The organism is Alcaligenes endophyticus (genome assembly GCF_026344035.1).
GTDB lineage: Bacteria > Pseudomonadota > Gammaproteobacteria > Burkholderiales > Burkholderiaceae_B > Alcaligenes > Alcaligenes endophyticus.
This window is the reverse complement of sequence record NZ_JAPKND010000008.1, coordinates 96942-119956: the sequence shown is the minus strand read 5'-3', so window position 1 is coordinate 119956 and position 23015 is coordinate 96942. Positions and strand designations below refer to the sequence as shown.

Annotated in this window: 16 protein-coding genes; 9 read left to right on the top strand and 7 right to left on the bottom strand. The window is 50.7% G+C overall.

Annotated features, from left to right (window positions below; genetic code table 11):
• Positions 1-85: 85 nt before the first annotated feature.
• Both cutA and dsbD read left to right on the top strand, forming a co-directional pair.
• Positions 86-472 (top strand): divalent-cation tolerance protein CutA, encoded by a 387-nt coding sequence (gene cutA / locus OSH01_RS13645; protein WP_376918113.1) that lies wholly within the window; start codon positions 86-88, stop codon positions 470-472.
• A gap of 37 nt (positions 473-509) precedes the next feature.
• A complete protein-coding gene (gene dsbD / locus OSH01_RS13640; RefSeq protein ID WP_266124669.1) occupies positions 510-2423 on the top strand; it encodes a protein-disulfide reductase DsbD in 1914 nt (637 codons plus the stop codon).
• Between the two features lie 90 nt (positions 2424-2513).
• On the opposite strand, the gene hemB is transcribed toward dsbD, so the two are convergent.
• Both hemB and yihA read right to left on the bottom strand, forming a co-directional pair.
• Positions 2514-3530: a porphobilinogen synthase gene (gene hemB / locus OSH01_RS13635; protein ID WP_266124668.1), complete on the bottom strand. Its 1017-nt coding sequence runs from the start codon at positions 3528-3530 to the stop codon at positions 2514-2516.
• Positions 3527-4150 carry a ribosome biogenesis GTP-binding protein YihA/YsxC gene (gene yihA / locus OSH01_RS13630; protein WP_266124667.1) on the bottom strand — a complete coding sequence of 208 codons (624 nt, stop codon included), beginning with the start codon at positions 4148-4150 and terminating at the stop codon, positions 3527-3529. Before yihA ends, hemB begins: the two co-directional genes overlap by 4 nt.
• Positions 4151-4305: 155 nt before the next feature.
• Between yihA and OSH01_RS13625 the strand changes: the two genes are divergently transcribed.
• The 3 genes from OSH01_RS13625 to ccsB all read left to right on the top strand — a co-directional run bounded on the left by OSH01_RS13625 (position 4306) and on the right by ccsB (position 8575).
• On the top strand, positions 4306-5004 hold the full coding sequence (locus OSH01_RS13625; RefSeq protein WP_266124666.1) for a c-type cytochrome: 699 nt from the start codon (positions 4306-4308) through the stop codon (positions 5002-5004).
• A 222-nt stretch (positions 5005-5226) separates the two neighbouring features.
• The gene (locus tag OSH01_RS13620; protein WP_266124731.1) at positions 5227-7200 is read left to right on the top strand and encodes a cytochrome c biogenesis protein ResB; all 1974 of its coding nucleotides are present in this window, start codon (positions 5227-5229) and stop codon (positions 7198-7200) included.
• A gap of 16 nt (positions 7201-7216) precedes the next feature.
• Entirely contained in the window at positions 7217-8575 is a 1359-nt protein-coding gene (ccsB, locus tag OSH01_RS13615; protein WP_266124665.1) for a c-type cytochrome biogenesis protein CcsB, read from the top strand.
• A gap of 90 nt (positions 8576-8665) precedes the next feature.
• Here ccsB and OSH01_RS13610 read toward each other — a convergent pair whose 3' ends face one another.
• The 4 genes from OSH01_RS13610 to OSH01_RS13600 all read right to left on the bottom strand — a co-directional run bounded on the left by OSH01_RS13610 (position 8666) and on the right by OSH01_RS13600 (position 15815).
• On the bottom strand, positions 8666-11395 hold the full coding sequence (locus OSH01_RS13610) for an EAL domain-containing protein (RefSeq protein ID WP_266124664.1): 2730 nt from the start codon (positions 11393-11395) through the stop codon (positions 8666-8668).
• Positions 11396-11760: 365 nt separating this feature from the next.
• Entirely contained in the window at positions 11761-13032 is a 1272-nt protein-coding gene (gene lysA, locus OSH01_RS13605; RefSeq protein ID WP_266124663.1) for a diaminopimelate decarboxylase, read from the bottom strand.
• Positions 13033-13097: 65 nt separating this feature from the next.
• A complete protein-coding gene (lptM, locus tag OSH01_RS16545; RefSeq protein WP_354270628.1) occupies positions 13098-13250 on the bottom strand; it encodes an LPS translocon maturation chaperone LptM in 153 nt (50 codons plus the stop codon).
• A gap of 135 nt (positions 13251-13385) precedes the next feature.
• Positions 13386-15815 (bottom strand): penicillin-binding protein 1A, encoded by a 2430-nt coding sequence (locus OSH01_RS13600; RefSeq protein ID WP_266124662.1) that lies wholly within the window; start codon positions 15813-15815, stop codon positions 13386-13388.
• A 117-nt stretch (positions 15816-15932) separates the two neighbouring features.
• On the opposite strand from OSH01_RS13600, the gene OSH01_RS13595 reads away from it, so the two are divergent.
• Genes OSH01_RS13595 through OSH01_RS13585 form a run of 3 tightly spaced genes read left to right on the top strand, consistent with a single transcriptional unit; the run spans position 15933 to position 18752 of the window.
• The gene (locus OSH01_RS13595) at positions 15933-16535 is read left to right on the top strand and encodes a shikimate kinase (RefSeq protein WP_290459059.1); all 603 of its coding nucleotides are present in this window, start codon (positions 15933-15935) and stop codon (positions 16533-16535) included.
• A complete protein-coding gene (aroB, locus tag OSH01_RS13590; RefSeq protein ID WP_266124661.1) occupies positions 16535-17623 on the top strand; it encodes a 3-dehydroquinate synthase in 1089 nt (362 codons plus the stop codon). The genes OSH01_RS13595 and aroB overlap by 1 nt, the downstream gene beginning before the upstream one ends.
• A 4-nt stretch (positions 17624-17627) precedes the next feature.
• Complete coding sequence (locus OSH01_RS13585) at positions 17628-18752, top strand: deoxyguanosinetriphosphate triphosphohydrolase (protein ID WP_266124660.1); 1125 nt, start codon at positions 17628-17630, stop codon at positions 18750-18752.
• Here the strand turns inward: OSH01_RS13585 and uvrA are convergent.
• On the bottom strand, positions 18745-21594 hold the full coding sequence (gene uvrA / locus OSH01_RS13580) for an excinuclease ABC subunit UvrA (protein ID WP_266124659.1): 2850 nt from the start codon (positions 21592-21594) through the stop codon (positions 18745-18747). The two genes, OSH01_RS13585 and uvrA, sit on opposite strands and share 8 nt — an antisense overlap.
• Positions 21595-21708: 114 nt before the next feature.
• Between uvrA and OSH01_RS13575 the strand changes: the two genes are divergently transcribed.
• The gene (locus OSH01_RS13575; protein WP_266124658.1) at positions 21709-22920 is read left to right on the top strand and encodes an MFS transporter; all 1212 of its coding nucleotides are present in this window, start codon (positions 21709-21711) and stop codon (positions 22918-22920) included.
• Positions 22921-23015 lie beyond the last annotated feature (95 nt).

The window sequence follows — 23015 nt, the reverse complement described above, 5'->3', positions numbered from 1 at the left end:
CGTAGCTAAAGAGGAAGACATAAAGAGAGCAGTAGAAATAAAAGAGCCAGTCTCGTTACACTATAATTTTTATAAGGAAAGCGTCATGGCAGATAACGAGCAAAAAAATTCGACTTACGATTTTTCATTAACTATCAATGAACTAGATTCAAACGCTGTGCTGCTGGTGATGACGACCGTGCCCGATATGATGCTTGCTAAGCGCATCGCTCATTATATTGTCGAAGAAGGATTGGCTGCTTGTGCGAACCTTGGGCAAGTTGGCCTGTCTATGTACATGTGGCAAGGTGAGCTGCAGGGAAGCGAAGAGGTTTCTCTGACTTTTAAAACCACCGTAGCACGAGTTCCTGAGTTGGCAGAACGTTTACGCAGCTTGCATCCCTACGAGTTGCCAGAGTTGTTATGTGTGCCAGTGTTGGGAGGCTACGCTTCGTATATTGATTGGGTGCGTACTAGTACAGCGGCTAGTTGAACCCGCCCAGCGGGTCTGGGTTTTGTTGGAAGAAACAATGGCATTGAATCTGAGTGGTGAGAAAGTGGTGGCAGTTCGGTACGAGCAGATGATGGCAACGCGGATACTACACGCTTTATTCATAGGGCTATTGGCTTGTGTGCTGTTAGGGGGAAAAGCCTTTGCCAACGAAGATTATTTAGACCCTGATGATGCCTTCCGTCTTCGTGCCGCGGTTAATGAGCCTAATTTCGTCGATATACATTTTGAGATTGCTCCTGATTACTATATGTACCGCGAGCGTTTTGAGCTGGGAACCGATGCTGGAGCTGCCGTAGGCGAGCTACAAAGCCCCACAGGCATTCGCACCTATGATCCCAATTTTGATAAAGAGATGGAGGTGTATCGACACGGGGTAAGTTTGCGTGTGCCGTTGAACGAGCAAGAGTTGACGGGCGCTCCCATACGGTTAACGCTGACTAGTCAAGGTTGTGCGGATGCAGGTTTATGCTATACGCCGTCCACTCAAGAGTTGCAGTTAATCGCCGGTGCGCAGGGCTACGAGGTGCAAGGAGCCTATGCCAGTGATCGCGTTCCCACGCCGGAGCAATGGGCTGCCCAACAGGCGACCGCTACTCAAGCTCCATCCACCCAAAGTGCTTTTAGCTTAAGTGATGTGGGTTTGGCGCAGTATTTAAAACAGGCCAGTTGGTTAGAAATCGTATTCTTGAGCTTTGTTTTTGGGGCCTTGTTGTCGTTTACGCCATGTGTATTGCCTATGGTACCTATTTTGCTGGCCATTATCGCTGGCCAAAAGCAAGAACAGCCTCGCCGTCGGCACGGCTTTTTGATGGCCGTGGCATTTGTGTTAGGCCTGTCCCTTGTGTATACCCTTCTAGGCGTAGCGGCGGGTCTGTTAGGTGCTGGTTTAGCCGCATGGTTGCAAACACCGTGGGTGTTGGGTTTGTTTGCAGTGTTGCTGGGTGTATTTGGTTTGGCGATGCTGGATGTGTTTACGCTGCAGGCGCCTGCAGCGTTGCAAGGTCGCCTTAGCACGCGTTTACAGCGTATTCCAGGGGGCAAGTTTGGTGGTGTGTTTACCATGGGTATGTTGTCCGCCCTCATTGTTGGTCCTTGCGTGGCTGCCCCGTTAGCGGGCGTGCTGTTATTTATTTCTCAGACCGGTGATGTGGTGCTTGGAGGCTCAGCCCTTTTCGCCTTGGCGTGGGGATCTGGACTATTGTTGTTAGTGCTTGGCGCCAGTTCAGGGGCATTAATGCCTAAGGCAGGCGCCTGGATGAATCATATAAAAACTATTTTTGCCCTCATGTTGTTTGCCACGGCGTGGTGGATGGTGGCCCCGGTGCTTCCTGCTTGGTTGGGCACAGTTGGTTGGGCATTACTGTTGTTTTGGTCTGCTTTATTGTTAGGTTTGCTATGGCGTGGTGCTTCAAGCCCCATACAGGCTCTACGTCAAGCTTTGGCATTGATACTGGCGTTATGGGCTAGTCTGACGGTGCTCAGTATTGCGGTGGGCGCGCCCAGTGTCTTACAACCCTTACATGGATTAAAAGGTTTTTTCGCTGGCACGACTCAAGCCCCCGTTTCCGCGGTGCATTTTGAGCGTATACAGACCTTGGACGAGCTAGAGGCCCGAGTTGCAGCAGCGACGAAGCCAGTGATGCTGGATTTTTATGCTGACTGGTGTGTCTCTTGTATAGAAATGGAGAAATTCACCTTTACAGATGCACAGGTGGCCCAGCGCATGCAACAGTTTGAGCTCTTGCAAGTGGATGTCACCGCTAATACCGCCGAGGACCGCGCCTTACTGAAGCGTTTTTCTTTATTTGGCCCGCCGGGGATTTTGTTTTTTAATACCCAGGGCGACTATTTAGAGCAATGGCGTGTGATTGGATTTAAAAATGCGGCCGAATTTGGACGTACGTTAGATCAAGTGTTGCAAGCGTCTTAAGGTAGGCTCAACAACAGGCACTATTTTTAGCGCTGCCCCAAGGGTTGCGTGTAGCGGCAATTCTTGGGGCATTTTTTGCCTTGACTTGGTTTAGGCTTGGGCACGTAATAGAGTCGCTGCCTCGATGGCAAAATAGGTCAAAATGCCGTCGCCACCAGCGCGCTTAAAGGCCAGCAAGGATTCCATCATGACTTTGTCATGGTCTAGCCAACCGTTTTGGGCGGCTGCTTTAATCATCGCGTACTCCCCGCTAACCTGATAGGCATAGGTAGGCATGCCAAAGGCTTCTTTGACATCACGTAACACGTCTAAATAAGGCATGCCTGGCTTAACCATGACCATGTCAGCGCCTTCACGTATGTCGGCAGCGACTTCACGCAGTGCCTCGGTGCGGTTAGCCGGGTCCATCTGATAGGTGTTTTTATTGGATGTGCCTAAGTTGGCAGCAGAACCCACGGCATCACGGAAAGGCCCGTAAAACGCACTGGCGTACTTAGCTGAGTACGCCATAATGCGTGCGTGAATATATTGGTGCTGGTCTAGTGCCTGACGAATAGAGGCGATACGTCCATCCATCATGTCGCTAGGGGCAATAATATCCACACCACATTCGGCCTGTGTCAGGGCTTGTTTAACAAGCATCTCGACAGTGGCTTCGTTAAGAATATGGCCTTGTTCGTCAATAATGCCGTCTTGGCCGTGGCTCGTGTAAGGGTCTAGTGCCACATCAGTGAGTACGCCCAGCTCAGGGAAGTGCTTTTTCAGATCGGCAACAATACGAGGAATGAGTCCGTCTGGGTTGGCCGCCTCGGCGCCATCAGGAGTTTTTAGCGCTGGGTCTATGGAAGGGAACAGCGATAAAACGGGAATCCCCAGCTCTAAACATTGTTCTGCTACCTTCAGCGCTTGGTCGGGTGAGTAACGCATCACGCCAGGCATAGAGTCAACGTGCTCTTGTATGTTTTGCCCTTCGCGCACAAAAATAGGGTAGATGAGATCGTCGGTGCTCAGCCTATTTTCACGGACTAGGCGACGAGAGAAGTCGTCGCGTCGATTACGGCGTAAGCGAGCGATAGGGAAATCGACAGGAGGCAAAAAACGCGTCATGGTACTACCTTTGGTGAGATCCAGTTTTCAATGTAAGTGGTGGCTTCTTCAAGGCCTATTCGCTCGGTGGCAGAGAATGCCACCGTGTGGGCAGCACCCATTTCCTTAAGTTGGCGTTGTACTTCCGCCACTGTGCGAATACGTTGACCATAGGGAAGCTTATCGGCTTTGGTCAGTAGAGCGAGTATGGGTTTATTAGTGGGGGCAATCCAGCGAGCCAGATTTAAGTCTAAGTCGGTGAGGCCGCGACGGATGTCCACGAGTAAGACCACGGCAGCGATAGACGGCCGGCTCACCAGATAGTCACCAAGCACTTCTGCCCAGTCTTGACGCTCTTGACGCGCTACGGCGGCATAGCCATAGCCAGGTAAGTCTACCAGATAGCCTAGGTAGTCCTCTTTGGTAAGCGGGTCAGGAATACCAAACATATTGATAAGTCGTGTGCGGCCAGGCGTTTTACTGGAAAATGCGAGCCTGCGCTGGTTCGTCAGAACGTTGATGGCGGAGGATTTCCCGGCATTGGAGCGGCCTACAAAGCAGACTTCCGGCGGGCCCGCAGGGGGAAGTTGATCAAGCTGAGCGGCGGAGATTACGAAGCGCGCACGGTGTAGTATTGACATGATTACAGGAGAATTCCAATTTGAGTCAGTGTGTATTGTATAATCTTGGGATTTGAAACAGTAACGTCGTGTTCCCCAGTCTTTCCCTTCGGATTACGGCGGGTCTTTAAGGGGCGCATGCGCACCCCGATTGAATCGCGATTGTCGAGGTCTTAATGAAGCGTACGTTCTCCCGAATCGTTGTCCTGAGCAGCCTGGTGGCGGCTTGTTCTTTGGCTTTTAATGCCTCTGCCGCAGAAGGTCTGGCTCGTCCAGATGCCGCGCAAGGCGAACAACTCTATCTTAAAGGCGAAATGTCTCGAGGTGTACTTGCCTGTGTAACCTGTCACGGTGACGCGGGTAATAGCACTATTCCAGCCAATCCGTCTTTGGCAGCTCAGCCTTACCAGTATTTGGTTAAGCAATTGTATGATTTCCGTGCTGCGGATGAAAAATCTCAACCTAAGCGTCGTGGCCCCAATGGCGCTAATTCGCTGATGACATCTATTGCAGCGGGTTTAAGCGATGATGAAATCCGTAATGTTGCTTTTTATATGTCTCAGCAAAAAGTAAACTGGGATGTCGCCGCTAATGCTAGTGATGAGGCAACGATGGAACGCGGCCAAAAAATTTGGCGCGGTGGAATTCCTGATCGTGGTGTAGCAGCCTGTGCAAGTTGCCACGCTCCTAATGGTATGGGTATTCCAGGCCAGTTTCCTCGTCTGGCGGGACAGCATACCAGCTATCTCTACGAACAGTTAAAACTGTTCCGTGATGGTGATCGTGCTAATGGTCCCATGATGTTTGACATCGCTGACCGTATGACCGAGGCTGACATAGCGGCGGTTGCTGATTACGCAGCAGGTCTGCGCTAAGTCACAAGGGGAAACATGCTTTCCCCTTTTTTACGGATTACGATTCTAGCCCCTCCTGCTAGGGCGGTGAGGTTTCTGACGTCTAGGGCGTGATGGCGGGAACCTTTCTGATGATTGCACACTCCAAGGTAAGTGCAACGTAATCCCACCCTGTAAATAAAAAGTAGATTTGTGAATAAGCCGTCGCGTGTTTTTGCTGATTTCTTTGAACTCTTAGGCTCTATGCGGTTTGCCGTTAGTCTATTGAGCTTCCTTTGTATTGCTAGTGTTATTGGCACCGTATTGGCTCAGAATCAGCCTTCTACGACGTATATAGATCAGTTTGGGCCGTATTGGGTCGAGTTTTTCGCCCTGTTTTCGGTCGCCTCGGTCTATAACAGTTGGTGGTTTTTGATCATCATGGGCTTTTTAGTGGTTTCCACCACGCTCTGTGTGATCCGTAATGCGCCCAAAATGATACGTGACATGCGCTCTTTTAAAGACCATGTACGCGGTGGTAGCTTGCGCGCTTTTCCACATCGCGTCGAGACGCAAAGCTCACAAAATGCCGAACACAGCGCTGCCGAGGCTCAGACACTATTGCAGGCAATGGGCTATGCGGTCAAAGCGCGTCATGACAGCGATGGCAGCGTGATGCTGGCAGCAAAGAAAGGCAGTGCTAATAAGTTGGGCTATATCTTTGCTCACTTGGCTATTGTGGTGATTTGTGTAGGTGGCTTACTGGATAGCGACTTGCCTGTACGCATGCAAGTTTGGCTAGGTGGGAAAAAGCCCATTACCGAAAATATGCTGATCTCTGCAGTGCCGCTTGAAGGGCGCCTGTCAATTGCTAATCCCAGTTTTCGTGCCAATATGCTCTTGCCTGAAGGCGCTAGAACTGCCACTGCGGTGGTGAATTCAGGTGATGGAGTTTTGGTGCAGCCCATTCCATTTCAGTTGGAATTGAAAAAATTTATTGTGGATTATTACTCCACCGGTATGCCTAGTAGCTTTAAAAGCGAAGTGACGGTGATTGATCCCGAGACAGGCGACAGCTTTGATCGCACTATCGAGGTTAATGAGCCCCTGCGCTATAAAGGGGTAACGGTCTATCAATCTGGTTTTGATGATGGGGGCAGTACGGTGAAGTTGAAGGCTTATCCCTTAAGTGGCGACCGCAGTAAGCCTTTTCAGATAGAGTCCGTAGTGGGTGAAAGTTCAAAAATTCAAGCCACGCCCGAGCGACAACTGACCTTAACTCCTACAGAACTACGTATTATCAACGTGGAAAATCTGAACGAGGGAGATCCTCAGCCTAAGGCCATGATTGAGCATGTGGCGGCAGTAACGGGTAGTGCTGCGAACAAAAAAAATGAACACCTAAAAAACGTGGGGCCAAGCGTACTTTATCGCTTAGTGGATGAGCAGGGTCAAGCAAGTGAGTTTGTACAGTATATGTTGCCTGTGGAGCTAGATGGCGCTCGCGTTTTCTTGGCAGGTATACGCCCTAATGCGGGTTCTGAGTTTCGCTACGTAAGAATTCCTGCTGATGCCAATAGCTCCATGCAAGAGTTTATGGATTTGCGCGCAGCGGTGGAAAATGCCGAATTAGTCTCTCAGGCCGCTGCCATTTTTGCACAAAACAATAGTGCCAATGACGAGCAAAAAGAGTTACTGACTTTAGCCGCGAGCAATGCTATTCGTGCCTTTACTAAAAATGGCTTCGACGGCATTATTGGTCATGTACCCGAGGCAGAGCGCGAGCGAATTCTTGCTTTTGCTGTACCGATGATTCAATACACGCTCATTGAATTGCGCGACATGGTGCGGGCGCAGCAAGGGTTAGCGCCTGCTGATTATGCGCAAGAAGACAATTTTGATAACCGCTGGATGCAATCTGCGGTGTTGGCATTTGCTAATTTGCCCAATTATCCCGCACCGATTATGTTGGCTTTAGATAATTTTGATCACGTACAGGCTAGTGTGTTTCAGGTAGCACGCAGCCCGGGAATGTGGATCGTTTATTTAGGGTGCTTGTTTTTAATAATCGGTGTGTTTTCCATGTTCTATATACGTGATCGTCGTGTGTGGATATGGGTGCGCCCACAAGAGCAAGGCAGTAGCCTGATGGCTGCCATGACTTCACAGCGTAGAAATCTTGATTTCAACATGGAGTTTGATCGCTTTCAGGCAGCGTTCAAACATCTGTCTGCTTGATGATAAGGGGCTAAGTATGGCCGTTAGTCTGAGTTCCTCTGCTGCCGAACAATGGCATCAATCTATTGCTTCCAGTGGTGACGCGCGTGGTGTACGTGGCCGCCCCGACTGGACCGATTTTCTTTATTTTGTAGTGCTGGCAGCCGGGGCAGCCTACGCACTAATTGTGCATAGCGCTAGTATGGATGGCTATGAAAAAGCCATTTTGTGCGCAGTGGTCCCCGCTTTAGTATGGTTAGGTTGGTTGTGGCGTCCGCTGCGTACCTTGAGCGTCGGTGCAGGTCTTATCGCTTTGTTGGCGATATGGTTATATAGCACAGGGGGTGGGCTGTCTAATGGTGATATCGAACGTGCCGACTCGGTGTTTCTATTGAAGTATCTGCTGTCTTCGCAGTCGGCCATTTTGTGGATGTGTGCTTTGTTTATTTTGGGCACCGTCATGTATTGGATCGGCTTTGCCAGCAATACAGCCGCCTGGATAGGTTCAGGCCTGACGTGGGCAGCCGTGTATGCCGGCACTATTGGCTTGTTGGTGCGGTGGCGCGAGGGGCATTTGTTAGGCCCAGATATTGGCCACATACCTGTGAGTAACTTGTACGAAGTTTTCGTATTATTGGCCTTGATTACCGCCTTGTTTTATTTGTACTACGAGCGTCGTTACAACACTCGTGCGCTTGGTGGTTTTGTTTTATTAGTCATTAGTACCCTGGTGATTTTTTTACTGTGGTACTCATTTACACGTGATGCACATCAAATTCAGCCTTTGGTACCTGCGTTGAAAAGCTGGTGGATGAAGCTGCACGTACCGGCTAACTTTATAGGTTACGGTACTTTTTCTTTAGCGGCGATGGTGGGATTTGCGTATTTAGTGAAAGAAAATAGCGAAACCCGATCTTGGAAAAAACTGGCCCCACTCTTTATATTGGGCGCCATCCTGTGTGCTGAACCTATGTTGTTTGGTTCACGGCAAGTTTCTACCACGTGGATGCTGTATTTTGGTATAAGCTGTCTGCTGGTCGGGGCCATTTTAGCTTTCCGAGGCCCCATTGGGCGTAAACTGCCATCGCTAGAAGTGCTAGACGATATTATGTATCGTGCCATTGCGGTGGGCTTTGCGTTTTTTACTGTGGCCACTATTTTAGGAGCCCTGTGGGCGGCTGATGCCTGGGGCACGTACTGGCAGTGGGATCCTAAAGAAACCTGGGCGCTGATTGTGTGGCTAAATTATGCGGCGTGGTTGCATATGCGTTTACTGAAAGGTTTACGCGGAACCGTAGCGGCTTACTGGGCGTTGGTAGGAGTGCTAATTACCAGCTTCGCATTCTTGGGCGTTAACATGTTCCTGTCGGGTCTGCACTCTTACGGCGAGCTGTAACACTGACACCGATAAGCTCCTAATAAAAAAGCACAAGATGCCCTTGTGCTTTTTTTATGTCTGGGCCAAAAGAACGGCCTTTTGGAAGGCTTAAGTACGATTGTGTAGCTCGCGGACAATGGCGCGCGTACGGGCGTCGGGGATTAGATCTAAGATGGTGGTGGCGCTAAGAATATCGTTGGGTGAACATGGTTTAGCAATGCCAAACCCTTGCACATAATCTACGCCCAAATCTGCCAAGGCTTTCAGCGTTTCGGTATCTTCTACCCACTCGGCAATCGTTACCATGCCTAAATTATTCGCTAATTTCACGATAGTGCGCACGATAGCCACGTTAGTTTCTTTTTTGAGCATGTCGCAAATCAGTGCCCCATCAATTTTGATGGCATCGGCGGGTAGTTCGCGTAGGTATTGGAAGGATGTATAACCCGCACCAAAGTCATCCAGTGCGATGCGTACCCCCATTTTTTGTAGTCGACTCATGAATTGTCGGGTACGTTCCATGTCGGCAAGGGCGACACCTTCAGTGATTTCTACACATATGCGTTTGAGTAGGGGCTCGTGCTTGCTGAGCAACTCAATGAACGACTCGTTAAAGTCATCGTTATTGAGAGACACGCCGCTAAGATTAATATTGATTTGGCGTGTGTTTTTTAGATGCTGTTCGTGTTTGGCCAGCCACTCTAGGGTAGAGCCAAAAACCCACTTGTCGATAATAATAATCGTATTACTTTGCTCGGCGGCAGCGATGATTTTACCCGAGGGCAGCAACTGTCCTGTCGAGTCGCGTACCCGTAATAGAATTTCAAAATTCAGCGAGTCTAGGGGGGCGCGTAAGGACATAATCGCTTGCATCTCAAGAAACAGTCCATGCGAGGAGCCACCTTCCAGTTCTTGGAATAGACGCAGTTCAGCAGCGTGCTCGTTAAGCTCGTGCGAGTTTTGGGTATACAGCACCACGTCTTGCATCTGTTTATGGGCTTCGCGAGCAGCCCGATGCGCAGCAGAAATTGCCTCTTGGCTGCTCATGGAGGCAGATAGCTCGACCAAGCCGATGGAGCTTTTAAGGTTAAAACTACGATTGCCTACCGTGAGTGGGGCAGAGTTAAGCGATTGAATAATGTCGTTCGCCTTAGCGTGTACTTGCGTGCTATGGCTGTTGGGGAACAGAATCAGAAACTCATCATTATTGAGGCGAGCAACGATCTGATTATTATTGAGCTGATCGGTAATGAGCTCGCCGACGGCTTTGAGTAAGGCTTCGTTGGTGTGTTGCCCCGCGATAGGATTAAGGTATTTAATATGATTGAGATTCAAGTAGGCCAGCACACATGATTTGTTATTGAGCGCTGCTTGTTCTAGCTGTTCTTTGAGTGCTTTTTCTAGGCCACGTTGATTTAATAACTGCGTGACCGGGTCGCTATCGGCGGCCTGCTGCAACTGCGCCATGGTTTGCTGAGTGGCGGTGATGTCTTGCAGACTACCGTAAATGAGCTCATCGGTGTTCAGGGCTCGTAGTAGGTAATAGCGTGTGCGCGCGCTGAGTGATGGATTGGTGTCGGTATTCGTGTTGCGTGATGCGGGGATTTCAATCGTAACACCAGTATTGTCACTGGCATGAATAGTTGCCCAGTCTAACGGGCCAAAGTGATCTTCCCAATAAACTGGTTGGTTGGGATCAAAATCAATGCTCAGTGCCGCTTGGACACTGTTATCCATGGCGAGAAAACGTTGCTGTTGGTCGAGAATAAAAAAGCCTACAGGGCTCAGTGTATTTAAGACCTGTGGCTCGTAATGCAGCGTATAGGGTGGAGCCCATCGGGATCCGCGTATTTGTTCCGCCACGACTAACGAAGCCATAAGGCTGGATAACAGTAACGTAATGACCCCGTTAAAGTTCTCAATAAAGATGGAGCGCCCGAATACGAGTAGGTATACGGCGGAAAGCAACACGCATAACACCATGCTGAGTAAAACCAGATGCCAAATGCGTGTGCTGCCATCAACTTGGATAAGGATGCGGACGAGCAGTACTCCCATCAAGAGTAATGCCACAACGGTACTGACAATTTGGATTGGCAGGTAGTAGGCTTGGGGAGTAAAGGGCGCTAGAGCTATAAGCAACAGCCCCAGATAGGCGATAGGGCTAAGGACACGATATAAGTAGGGGTGAGGTAGCGCTGCACTGAATAAGCGGCCAAATAGGGCTGCACTAATTAGAAAGTAGCAGGCGATGGTGAATCGTCTGACTTGATCTATATACTCAGGGGGGAGATGGTGACCTAACCAAAAGTGGTCCCAACCCATGACCGTGGCACCCAGGCGCAGGTTGCCCAGCAGCCAGATGCTTAGCAGTAGATACGTGCGATCACGAGTGACTAATGCCAGTATTAAGATAAGTAGGCATAGGGAAAGCAGCCCGCCTTCGAGTAGGCTGACGCCCCGCGTTTGATTAGTGGCGTAGAGTAGTAAGCCAGAGGCAGGCCATAAATCAATGGATAACTGGGTGTTACTGGCGTGTATTTGACACAATATGGTGTCAGGGCCGGGGCTGGAACCTAGGTCAAGCATGTAGCCTGTTAATAACAGTGGGCCGGGGGTTTGGCCTAACTGAGTAACAGGAAGCGGCGGGCCGTCAGGCGGGCGTAAACATTGCAGCGCTTGGATATCCGTGCCATTAACGTGCACCAAATAATTGTCGGACTTGACCGGTAGCGCAGGGAGTTGAAATACAAGCCAGTTATTACCAGCGTGCGCAAGGCGCGTAGTGGGGATTTCTTGTAAAAGACGTTGGCTTTGTTCGGCAGACAGGGATTGCATAAAGCCAGAGCCGCTGTGAAAAGACAGGCTGTGGCTTTGTGCGCTAGGGTACTGCTTAGGCAAAAAAAACATTACCGTGAGGCTTAACAGCACGATACAGCAGGGAATCAGATAACAACAGACGGCCCTAAGAAACCAATGTTCTTTAGGGCCGACACGTGCCGAGCTATTTAGCCGCATTCCCGCTACTGTCATAATGACGTTTACATCTCCAGCGCTTAGCTTTTACATAGATGCTCAAGGTATTGATTTTTCTAGGTAAGTAGCTTTTAGCTAGGGCGCGTAAGATTGACACTCCCCTAATACATGTCTGGTTAACGGAATATGGCCATATTTCTTTAAGATTTAAACGCCGGTTTTTGAATTTATTTAGGAAGTAGACGTTCAGAGGCGAATAAACTGGCTAGCTCTTCCCGTGGCCTGATGAGATGCACCGTGCTTCCGTCCACCATGACTTCAGCGGCCCTAGGGCGCGTATTGTACTGGCTAGACATGGTAAAGGCATAGGCGCCCGCAGACATGATGGCGAGCAAGTCATCGGGTGCCAAGGCTAATTGACGGTCGCGGGCTATCCAGTCGCCACTTTCACAAATGGGGCCTACTAAATCGTACACTGGTGTGTCCGGGTTGACGGGTCGGGGCTCCACGGCCTCTACGCTGTGCCAGGCATCGTACAAGGTCGGGCGGATCAGGTCATTCATGGCGGCGTCAATAATGGCGAAATTTTTACCGTCACCGTGCTTGAGGTATTCGACTCGAGTTAACAGCACCCCGGCATTCCCCACCATTGAGCGGCCTGGTTCGAGAACGATTTCCAAATGGCCCAGTTGATGCTCATCGAGGGCTACAAATACGTGGCTGAGTAAATCACTTGGCGTGGCGGGGGTTTCGTCGGTGTATCGGATGCCTAAGCCACCGCCTAAATCTAAATGCTCGAGCTGTACGCCTTGAGCTTGTAATTGCTTAATAAGCTTGATGAGCTTATCTAAGGCATCGAGATAAGGACTGATTTCCGTGATCTGTGATCCTATATGGCAATCGACACCTGTGATGAGCAAGCTTTCTAGTTGCTGTGCACGTGCATAAATAGCGGGGGCGTGCTCGATAGGCACCCCGAATTTGTTGTCTTTGAGGCCAGTAGAAATATAGGGGTGTGTGTGGGCATCGACATCGGGGTTCACACGCAAGGAGATAGGAGCACGTTTGCCCATACGCGCGGCGATTTCAGCAATGCGTTCTAGTTCGCCTTCAGACTCTACGTTGAAGCACTTTACCCCGGCTTGTAGGGCAGCCTCAATTTCCCATACTTGTTTGCCCACGCCGGAAAATACCACTTTGCTCGGATCGCCACCTGCCGCTAAGACACGCGCTAATTCACCACCAGAAACAATATCAAAGCCAGTACCTAATTGGGCAAATTCTTGCAGAACGGCCAGATTAGAGTTGGCTTTCATGCCATAACAAACCAGTAGTTTACGGCCCTGACCGGCGATACGGTAGGACTCCCACGCATCACGCAGGGCGTGGCGCGAATAAACGTACAAAGGCGTGCCAAATTGCTCAGCGAGCTCCGTGAGAGGGACTTGCTCGGCATGTAGGGTGCGGTGGTGGAATTGAAAATGAGGTGCGACGGTCATGAGTAAGCAAAAAAGAGAAAGTTTAGAGCTAGGCGGCTCGGGGCTTAAGACAGAAGTCAGACTAGTTAGGTGTTGGGTTGCTCTGCGCTAGGCGGCTGTGGTTGAGCGGCAGGGTGCTCTAAGGGACCTTTATAACCGCAGGCTGACAGTAAGCACGAGCATAGCATTATAGAAAATAAGCGTTGGATGCAGCGGTAAGAGAGAGAGGTATGAGGCATAGCAGCGTTAAGCATGAGCGTTCGGGGCTTTTATTATGCCAGTGCTTGCTCATAATAAACACCTCGCTAGTGTGGGTAGGGCCACTGATTAAGCAGCGGGCATAAAAAAACGCCAGCTTATGCTGGCGTGGTAGGTTAAAAAGTTACGAAATTACTGGTTTGCGGTGAGGATGAGCTTTCCCGGCCAGGGCTGGGTTCTGACGGCAGTTGGCGTAGAAGATCATCAATGCCGTCAAAGTCTCCGGGGGCGGGTAGGCCTACTCGAGCGATGGCTTGCCCGGGAGGAAACTCATCAAAATAGAAGTCGCCGTTTTGTCGGCTTAAGCCCGGTGGCATGGCGCCGGGAGGGGCCAAAGGTTCACCGGCGAGGGCTTTGCCCATGTAGTCAATCCAGATGGGCATGGCTGCACCACCGCCGGTCTCGCCTGAACCTAGGCTACGGGGTTGATCAAAACCCATCCAAGCGACACTCACCAGTTTGGGAGTGTAGCCAGCAAACCAAGCGTCATGCGAATCATTGGTGGTACCTGTTTTACCACCTATGTCATTGCGTTTTAAGGTGGCGGAAGCACGGGCCCCGGTTCCTGAAGTGGCGACGCCTCGTAGCATATCATTCATGACATAGGCGGTGCGAGCATCAATAGCACGGGCCGCCGAGTCACCAGCAATGGTTGGTTGGGCTTGCATGATGACTTTTCCGGTACTGTCGGTGACGTGGTCGATCAGATAAGGTTGTACGCGGTAGCCGCCATTGGCAAACACACTGTACGCGGCAGCTAATTGGAGAGGGGTAACACTACCAGCTCCTAACGCTAATGGTAGAACGGCCGGTTGACGTGCCGGGTCAAAACCAAAGCGCGTGAGGTAGTCCTGTACGTATTTGGCCCCTACCGCTTGCATGATCCGGATAGAGACCATGTTTTTAGACTTGTATAGTCCTTGGCGCATGGTGAGCATCGGCTCGTAGGTGCGGCCATAGTTTTTAGGCGCCCACGCTTTAGAGGTGGCGGTGGCAGGGATAATGAATGGTTCGTCAGAGATCTGCGTAGCGGGAGTCAAACCACGTTCTAAGGCAGAGGCGTAAATAAAGGGCTTAAATGCCGAACCTGGTTGGCGCCAAGCTTGTGTGACGCGATTGAACTTACCATCCGAGAAATGAAAACCTCCGACCATAGCTTTAATGGCCCCATCTTGTGGGCGCATGGATACCAGGGCCGCCTGCACGGAAGGCATGTTGAGTACTTCCCAGTACTCCGGCTGTTTGAATAAGTACACGACGGAGCCGCGCTCTATTTTTACATCAGGGGCCGCTTTGTTACCTAAGCCGCGGGCGACAATATTAAGGGCCCGTTTATCCGTGACGTCGATGATTTTTTCGGCGCTGCGGGCGACACGGATATGTGTGGGGCTAGCCTCCAAAACTACACCGGTCAGCATATCGCCAACATCGGGAAACTTTTCAAAGGTTTGGTCTAAGGTGGCATCCAGTGCGGCGGCATCATTTTCAAGACCAGCCGGTAGGGCGATTTGCCCTTGCGGCCCTGTATAGCGGGCACGGCGGGTGTAATTGAGCACACCATTCCGAAGCGCTAGATACGCAGCCTCTTGGTCTTTAGAGTCTATGGTGGTGTAGATGTTTAGCCCGCGGGAGTAGACATTTTCTTGGTATACCCCGTGTAGCAATTGGCGCGCTAATTCTGCTGCATACTCACCATGCACGGCATAGCCGCCGGCAGGGGTTCCTACAGCAGGCTTAATAATAATTTCCTGATGCATGGCTTGTTCATATTCAGCCTCGGTGATGTAACCTAGGGCACGCATACGGCCTAGTACATAAGCTTGGCGGCTTTTCGCGCGAGAAAAATTGGCGATAGGGTTATAGCGTGAGGGTGCCTTGGGGATACCCGCCAAGATGGCTGCTTCAGCAATGGTAACGTCGGCCAGTTCTTTACCCAAATAAGTGCGTGAGGCAGCCGCAAAGCCATAGGCCCTATGTCCTAAGAAAATTTGATTCATGTACAGTTCAAGAATCTGCTCTTTGCTTAGGGTGGCTTCAATTTTGAACGTGAGCATTAGCTCGTAGAACTTACGCGTGTAGGTTTTATCTGAGGAGAGATAAAAGTTACGCGCTACCTGCATGGTAATGGTGCTTGCCCCTTGGGTTTTGGACATATGCGTGAGGTTAGCCAGCGCGGCACGCCCCACACCCATCCAGTCTATACCGCTGTGCTGATAAAAACGATCGTCCTCCGCCGCTAGAATGGCAGATTTCATGACGTCAGGGATCTCGTCAGAGCGCAGTACGTTGCGACGCTCTTCGCCGAACTCACCGATTAATACTTTATCAGCGGTGTAGATGCGTAGGGGTACACGGGGTCGATAATCGATCATAGCACTGAGGTCAGGCAGATTAGGCCAAGTTAGCGCCAGTGCTAAAGACGCTAATAGTGCTGCGCATAAACCTAGGCCTCCGAGTAAAATCACTGTTTTTGTCACTAAGCGGACAAAAAAGGAACCGGAGGAACGCGTAGGGGCGGAGGGGGAGGAAGTCTTAGGAGAACTCATTGGCTGTGATTTTAAGCCCAATAAGTTTCGGACTGGATATTATGCGCGGACATAATGTAACAATATAATTCGGCAATATGGCCTGTGCTTTACAGGTGCTAATGGGATAATACACAAATGAATGACTCTTTACCTGTACACCTGATGTCCGTTGATCATCCTAGTCCTTTAACCGAGTCTGAACTGCTGGAATTACAACAAGGCGGTGCACGTCCCATTATTTTAGTCGGAATGATGGGTGCCGGAAAGACCACAATAGGCCGACAGCTCGCTAAGGAAATGAATCGAAAGTTTATCGATTTGGATCATGAGCTTGAGGCGCGTTGTGGCGTCCGGGTGGCAACTATCTTTGACTTCGAAGGGGAAGAAGGGTTCCGCAAACGTGAGTCAGCGGTACTGGATGCGGTATCCCGTATGCCTGGTATTGTACTGGCAACGGGGGGAGGAGCCATACTTTCGTCGCTGAATCGGCATTATCTGCGCGAACGCGGGACGGTCGTGTATTTGCGTGCTAGTGTAGATGAGCTATTTCGACGGGTAGCGCGCGATCGTAACCGCCCACTGTTGCAAAATAGTGATCCCCGCGGAACGCTTGCACGTTTATTAGAACAGCGCGAACCCTTGTATCATGAGGTTGCGCATTTGTCTTTTGAAACCGGCTCAGCGCCTGTGGCGCCTGTGGTTCGGCAGTTATTGGCTTTGCTTAAAGGGGTAGCTTAATGAGTCTGGTCCAGGTAAATACCGAGGGTGGTGTGTATCCCATCCATATCGCAGCGGGGCGTTTAAATGCGCTCGCTCAAAGTATCCCTGCATCGACAACGGCGATTGCGATCGTCACCAACCCAACGGTGGATGGTTTGTATGGGGATCAAGTGCGACGCGCACTAGAGGAAAGTGGAAAACGAGTCTTGACGATTATGTTGCCCGATGGCGAGGAGCATAAATCATGGTCCACTTTGAATGTGATTTTTGATCGTTTATTGGCTGAGCGTCTAGATCGGAAAGCTTTGATCGTCGCCTTGGGGGGCGGGGTCATCGGGGATATGGCGGGTTTTGCAGCGGCGTGCTTCATGCGTGGCGTGCGCTTTTTGCAGGTGCCCACCACCTTATTGTCGCAGGTCGACTCCTCTGTGGGAGGCAAAACTGCTATTAACCATCCTTTAGGTAAAAACATGATTGGTGCCTTTTATCAACCGGTAGCGGTTGAAATTGACACCACCGTACTGAACTCCTTACCTGGGCGTGAAATTTCCGCTGGCTTGGCTGAGGTGATCAAGTACGGGATGATTTATGACTCTCAGTTTTTCGATTGGTGCGGGGCGAATATGCCGGCCTTACGTCAACTCAATGCACCTGCTTTGGCCTATGCGATACAACGCTCCTGCGAGGTCAAGGCAGAAGTGGTTTCGCAAGACGAGCGGGAGTCAGGTTTACGCGCTATTTTAAATTTTGGTCATACCTTTGGACATGCGATAGAGTCAGGACTGGGATATGGGCAATGGTTGCATGGTGAAGCGGTAGGTTGCGGCATGATTATGGCGGCTGAACTGTCTGCGTTAGTATGTGGCTTGCCCCCTGCACACGTCCACGCCATTCGTGAACTGGTGATAGCGAGTGGCTGCCCATCTGTACCGCCTGCCTGGTCTGCGGATAAGTGGCTGGAGTTAATGCAGGTAGACAAGAAAACAGAAGGCGGGCAATTGCGCTTTGTACTGCTACCCCATATGGGTAAAGCGGTAGTGCAAACCGTAGAGGCCAGTGCAGTACGTGAAGTACTGCGTCGTTTTGAGAGCTCAACTCAGGAGTAAACCCATGTCACGTTTGGCCGCTTATGCTTGTTTCCCTGAACAATCCCGCGGCCGGCGGCACTCCGAGGCTGCGCCGCAAGGGCGTAATGCCTTCCAGCGAGATCGCGACCGCATCGTGCACTGCAATGCCTTTCGTCTACTAGAGTATAAAACGCAGGTTTTTATCAATCATGAAGGTGATTTGTTTCGTACTCGGTTAACTCATAGCCTAGAGGTGGCTCAGATTGCCCGTGCTGTGGCACGTAACCTGGGCTTACACGAGGACTTAATTGAGGCCATTTCTCTGGCACACGATTTAGGCCATACTCCTTTTGGGCATGCGGGTCAGGATGAGTTAAACGCATGTATGCAAGAGCTTTGCCCGCAAGCCGGCGGGTTTGAGCACAACTTACAGAGTTTGCGTATTGTTGACGAGCTTGAAGAGCGTTACGCCGCCTTCAATGGCCTAAATCTTTGTTTTGAAACGCGGGAAGGCATACTCAAGCATTGCTCGGTAAAGCACGCGTTATTGTTAGGCGACGTGGGGGAGCGTTTTCTACAAAAGCAGCAACCTTCTTTAGAAGCTCAACTGGCCAATCTGGCCGATGAAATCGCCTACAACAACCATGATATTGATGACGGATTACGCTCGGGTTTAATCCAAATCGAACAGTTGATGGAGTTGAGCCTATTTGCCCGCCATTATGCTCAGGTGCGCACACTGTATCCCGCGTTACAAGGTAAGCGTTTGGTTGCTGAAATTATTCGACGCATGATTAACACTTTGGTTATAGATTTAACCCAGACCACGTTAGCTAATTTGCAACGCTACCAGCCTGAACATGTTGATGAGGTGCGCGACTTGCCTAGATTAGCCAGCTTTTCAACCCAGATGCGCGCCGAGGCGGACGAGTTAAAGCGTTTTTTACATCGAAATTTATATCGGCATTACAAAGTTGTGCGCATGACAAATAAGGCGCGCCGTATTGTGCGTGAGTTATTTCAGGCTTTTCTGGACGATCCTCGGGTGCTGGCACAAGAGCACCGACGTGACGATCGCATCGAGCAGGCGCGCGCGATTGCGGACTACATTGCGGGCATGACCGATCGTCATGCCATACGTGAGCATCAACAGTTGTTTGTCATGTAGTGGCTAAGAGCGTACGTAAGTAGCGACCAGTATGGCTTGCCGCACATGCGGCGACATCGGCAGGGGTGCCCTGCACCACAATAGAGCCCCCTCCTTGGCCACCCTCCGGCCCCATATCGACCACCCAGTCTGCGGTTTTAATCACATCCAGATTATGTTCGATGACCACCACGGTGTTGCCTGCATCAACGAGTTTATTGAGTACGTCCAGCAGTACGGCAATATCATGGAAGTGTAATCCTGTAGTGGGTTCGTCTAAGATATAAATGGTGCGCCCAGTGCTGCGTCGAGAGAGTTCTAACGACAACTTGACCCGTTGCGCTTCCCCGCCAGAAAGTGTGGTGGCACTTTGTCCTAAGCGTATATACGACAAGCCTACATCCATCAGCGTGGACAGTTTGCGAGCCACAGCAGGCACGGCATCGAAGAACTCCATCGCTTGCGCGACTGTCAGGTCAAGCACTTCGCTGATATTCAGGCCGCGGTACCGTATATCTAAGGTTTCGCGGTTATAGCGTAGCCCTTGGCAGACTTCGCATGGCACATACACATCAGGCAGAAAGTGCATTTCCACTTTGACTACGCCATCCCCTTGGCAAGCCTCGCAACGTCCACCCTTTACATTAAAGGAAAATCGCCCAGGGTCATAGCCACGTAAGCGGGCTTCGGGGACGCCGGCAAAGAGCTCACGAATACTGGTAAACATACCGGTGTAGGTAGCGGGGTTACTGCGTGGGGTGCGACCGATGGGGCTTTGGTCGACAGAGATAATTTTGTCAAAAAGCTCTACCCCTAGAAGGCTTTCGTAGGGGGCGGGCGGTGTTTGGGCTCGGTGTAAGCGACCGGATAAGGCCGTTGCTAGTGTTTCATTGATGAGCGTTGACTTGCCTGAGCCTGACACCCCAGTGATACAGGTTAAACGTGTGGCAGGGATGCGCAGGTGGACGGACTTCAGATTATGCCCCGACGCCCCGATAAGCTCTAGCCATTCTAGAGATTCCTCCATGGGACGGGTGTGCGGTGCACGGATAGCCAGCTCACCATTCAGATATTGCCCTGTTAAGGAAGCAGGGTTAGCGCAGAGTTCGGCAGGTGTACCTTGCGCGATGACTTGGCCTCCATGCTCTCCGGCTCCTGGCCCCATGTCAATCACGTAATCGGCAGCACGTATCATGTCCTCGTCATGCTCCACCACAATGACGCTATTACCTAAGTTGCGCAAATGCTCTAGGGTGTGAATAAGACGCTCGTTGTCGCGTTGATGCAGACCAATCGAGGGTTCGTCCAACACATACATGACACCTGTTAAACCCGAGCCTATTTGGCTGGCTAGACGTATGCGCTGAGCTTCCCCACCAGAGATAGTGTCGGCACTGCGATCCAAGGACAAATAGCTCAGACCCACGTTATTGAGAAACTCTAGGCGAGCTCGAATTTCTTTAAGGATACGGTCGGCAATCTCTTTGCGAGCCCCCCGTAGTTCCAACTGCTCGAACCAATGTAGGCAGTCAGCCAGCGATAAGGCTTCTACCTCATAAATAGCTAAGCCAACCTCTTGCTCTTGGGCGGTATCCATTCCAATACGTACGTGACGTGCTTCAAGGCGTAAGCGTGCCCCCTGGCAAGACGGGCAAATATGGGTACGGCGTAGTTTGGCTAGCTCGTCGCGTACCGCAGTGGAGTCAGTTTCGTTCCAGCGCCGCTCAAGATTGGGAATCACTCCCTCGAAGGCGTGAGTTTTTACCGTCGTACGGCCGCCCTCGTTTAAGTAGAGAAAGGAGATTTGTTCCTCGCCAGAGCCGTACAGTATTTTATGCTGTACCTCGGGAGTCAAACAATTAAACGGATCGTCGATATTGAATTCATAATGCGCCGCCAAGCTGGTTAAGAGGGTGTAAATAAAGGCATTGCGTTTATCCCACCCAACAATGGCACCCCCAGCCAGACTTAAGTCTGGAAAGGCAAGAACCAGATCTTGATCGAAGATATCTACTTGACCTAAGCCGTTACATTGAGGGCAAGCACCGGCGGGGTTATTAAAACTGAATAAGCGTGGCTCTAGGGTGCTGAGGCTGTAGTCACAGGCAGGGCAGGCATAATGGCTGGAATACACATGCTCTTGCTCAGTATCCATATTGAGTACCACGACACGGCCGTCAGCTTGATTCAAGGCGGTTTCTAGGCTTTCCGCCAACCGCTGTTGAGCATCGGTACGCACACGTAAACGATCCACGACAACTTGCACCGTAGAGGTGTCTAGCCCTTCGAAACTTGGCCTGTCGTCTAAGGTATACATCGTGCCCTGAATGCGTACCCGCACAAAACCTTGCGCTTGTAGGGCTTGGAGCGATGTGTTCAGGCTATGCTTGCCGTCGGGACGAATGGGCGCCAGAATAGCGATCTTAGTTTCAGGCTCCCATTGTAAAATCTGATCCACCATTTGGCTGACACTTTGTGCCTGCAGGGGTAAATGGTGCTCTGGGCAGTAGGGGATGCCCACGCGAGCGTACAATAAGCGCAGGTAGTCATGTATCTCTGTGGTGGTGCCGACAGTAGATCTTGGGTTATGGCCCGCTGCTTTTTGTTCAATTGCAATGGCAGGGGATAAGCCTTCGATTAAGTCGACATCGGGTTTGTCCATCAGTTGTAAAAACTGCCGGGCATACGCTGACAAGCTTTCTACATAGCGGCGTTGTCCTTCGGCATACAAGGTATCGAATGCTAAGGACGACTTGCCGGAACCCGATAGACCCGTGACGACAACAAGTTGATGTCGAGGCAGGTCTACAGATATATTTTTGAGGTTGTGCGTGCGGGCTCCGCGTATGCGTATGGCGTCCATCAGTTTTTCTAGAAGAAAGCTACAAGGTAACTTGCTACTATAGCGCGTTGTGCTGATTTTTTTGTGAACTCTATTGGTTCATTAGCCAATTAGCGTGTTGTTATTGAGTTTTGAATGAGCATCCAGCAAAAAACTACTCCCACTTCTGAGCGCCCGGTGCGTTTACGTCTCACCGCCCTAGAGCGTAAAGCCAGTATGTTGTTGGCTTTATTATTTGCTTCACGCATGCTGGGGCTATTTTTGCTAACCCCTGTCTTTGCGGTGGTGGCGCAAACCTTAGTCGGGGGCGATGACCTTGCTAAAGTGGGGTTAGCCTTAGGAGCCTATGGGCTAACGCAAGCCGTGTTGCAAATCCCGTTGGGGATGGCCTCAGATAAGTTTGGGCGTAGGCCGGTGATTGTGGGTGGAATGCTGCTATTTGTGGCAGGTGGTGTGGTGTGCGCGCTTGCCACTTCGATTGAATGGGTCACGGTTGGTCGTTGTATACAGGGTTTAGGAGCCGTATCGGCCGCTATTTCCGCTTGGGTGGCAGACTCCACGCGTCCCGAAGTACGTACGCGAGCCATGGCAATGGTGGGCGGCTCTATTGGTATTTCATTTGCAGTGTCCTTGGTGCTATCACCTCTGCTGGTAGGGCAGTTTGGGCTTTCGGGCTTATTTTGGGTCATTAGCCTGTTGGGGTTTGTGTGTTTGTTAATTGCTGCGTTTGTCGTGCCCAATGCACCTATTTCGCGCGCTCCAATTAACCAGGTTCCGGCTTCAGCGGTACTGCGGCACGCTGACCTGCTGCGTTTGAATCTAGGTGTGTTTTGCTTACATTTTGTGCTGATGTCGCTATTTATCGTTGTGCCCGGCAGCTTAGCGCGTTTGGGAAATTTTGACTCTGCTTCGTTGTGGCAAGTTTATTTGCCCGTTATTTTAGTGTCGTTTTTATTGATGGTGCCGGCTGTGTTTTATACCGAAACACGTAAGCGGCATAAGCAGGCCCTGGAGCTAGCTGTATTGTTGCTGGTGGTGGTGTTAGCGTTAATGCCATGGGTGGGTACGACTCTGCCTGGCATGATCGGCATGCTGATATTGTTCTTTATTGCTTTCAATATTCTTGAAGCCTTACAACCTTCTTTGGTATCGCGCGTAGCGCCAGCCGAATATAAAGGTATGGCCTTGGGTTTTTACAACACCACGCAATCTTTGGGAGTGTTTTCCGGAGGTTTAATAGGTGGCCTATTACTGCGTAGCGGACATGGCAGCGCCATTTTGTGGTTGGGCAGCGGCCTGAGTTTGCTATGGTTGCTCACAGCACTAGGCTTCAAGGATAAATACTGAGTCTTGTAACGAGAGGTAAGGCTTGTGCTTTGTCTAGGACAAGTTTGTCCTAAGGCAGTATGAATCGAGCTTTGAATCGTTGATAATAAGGCTTG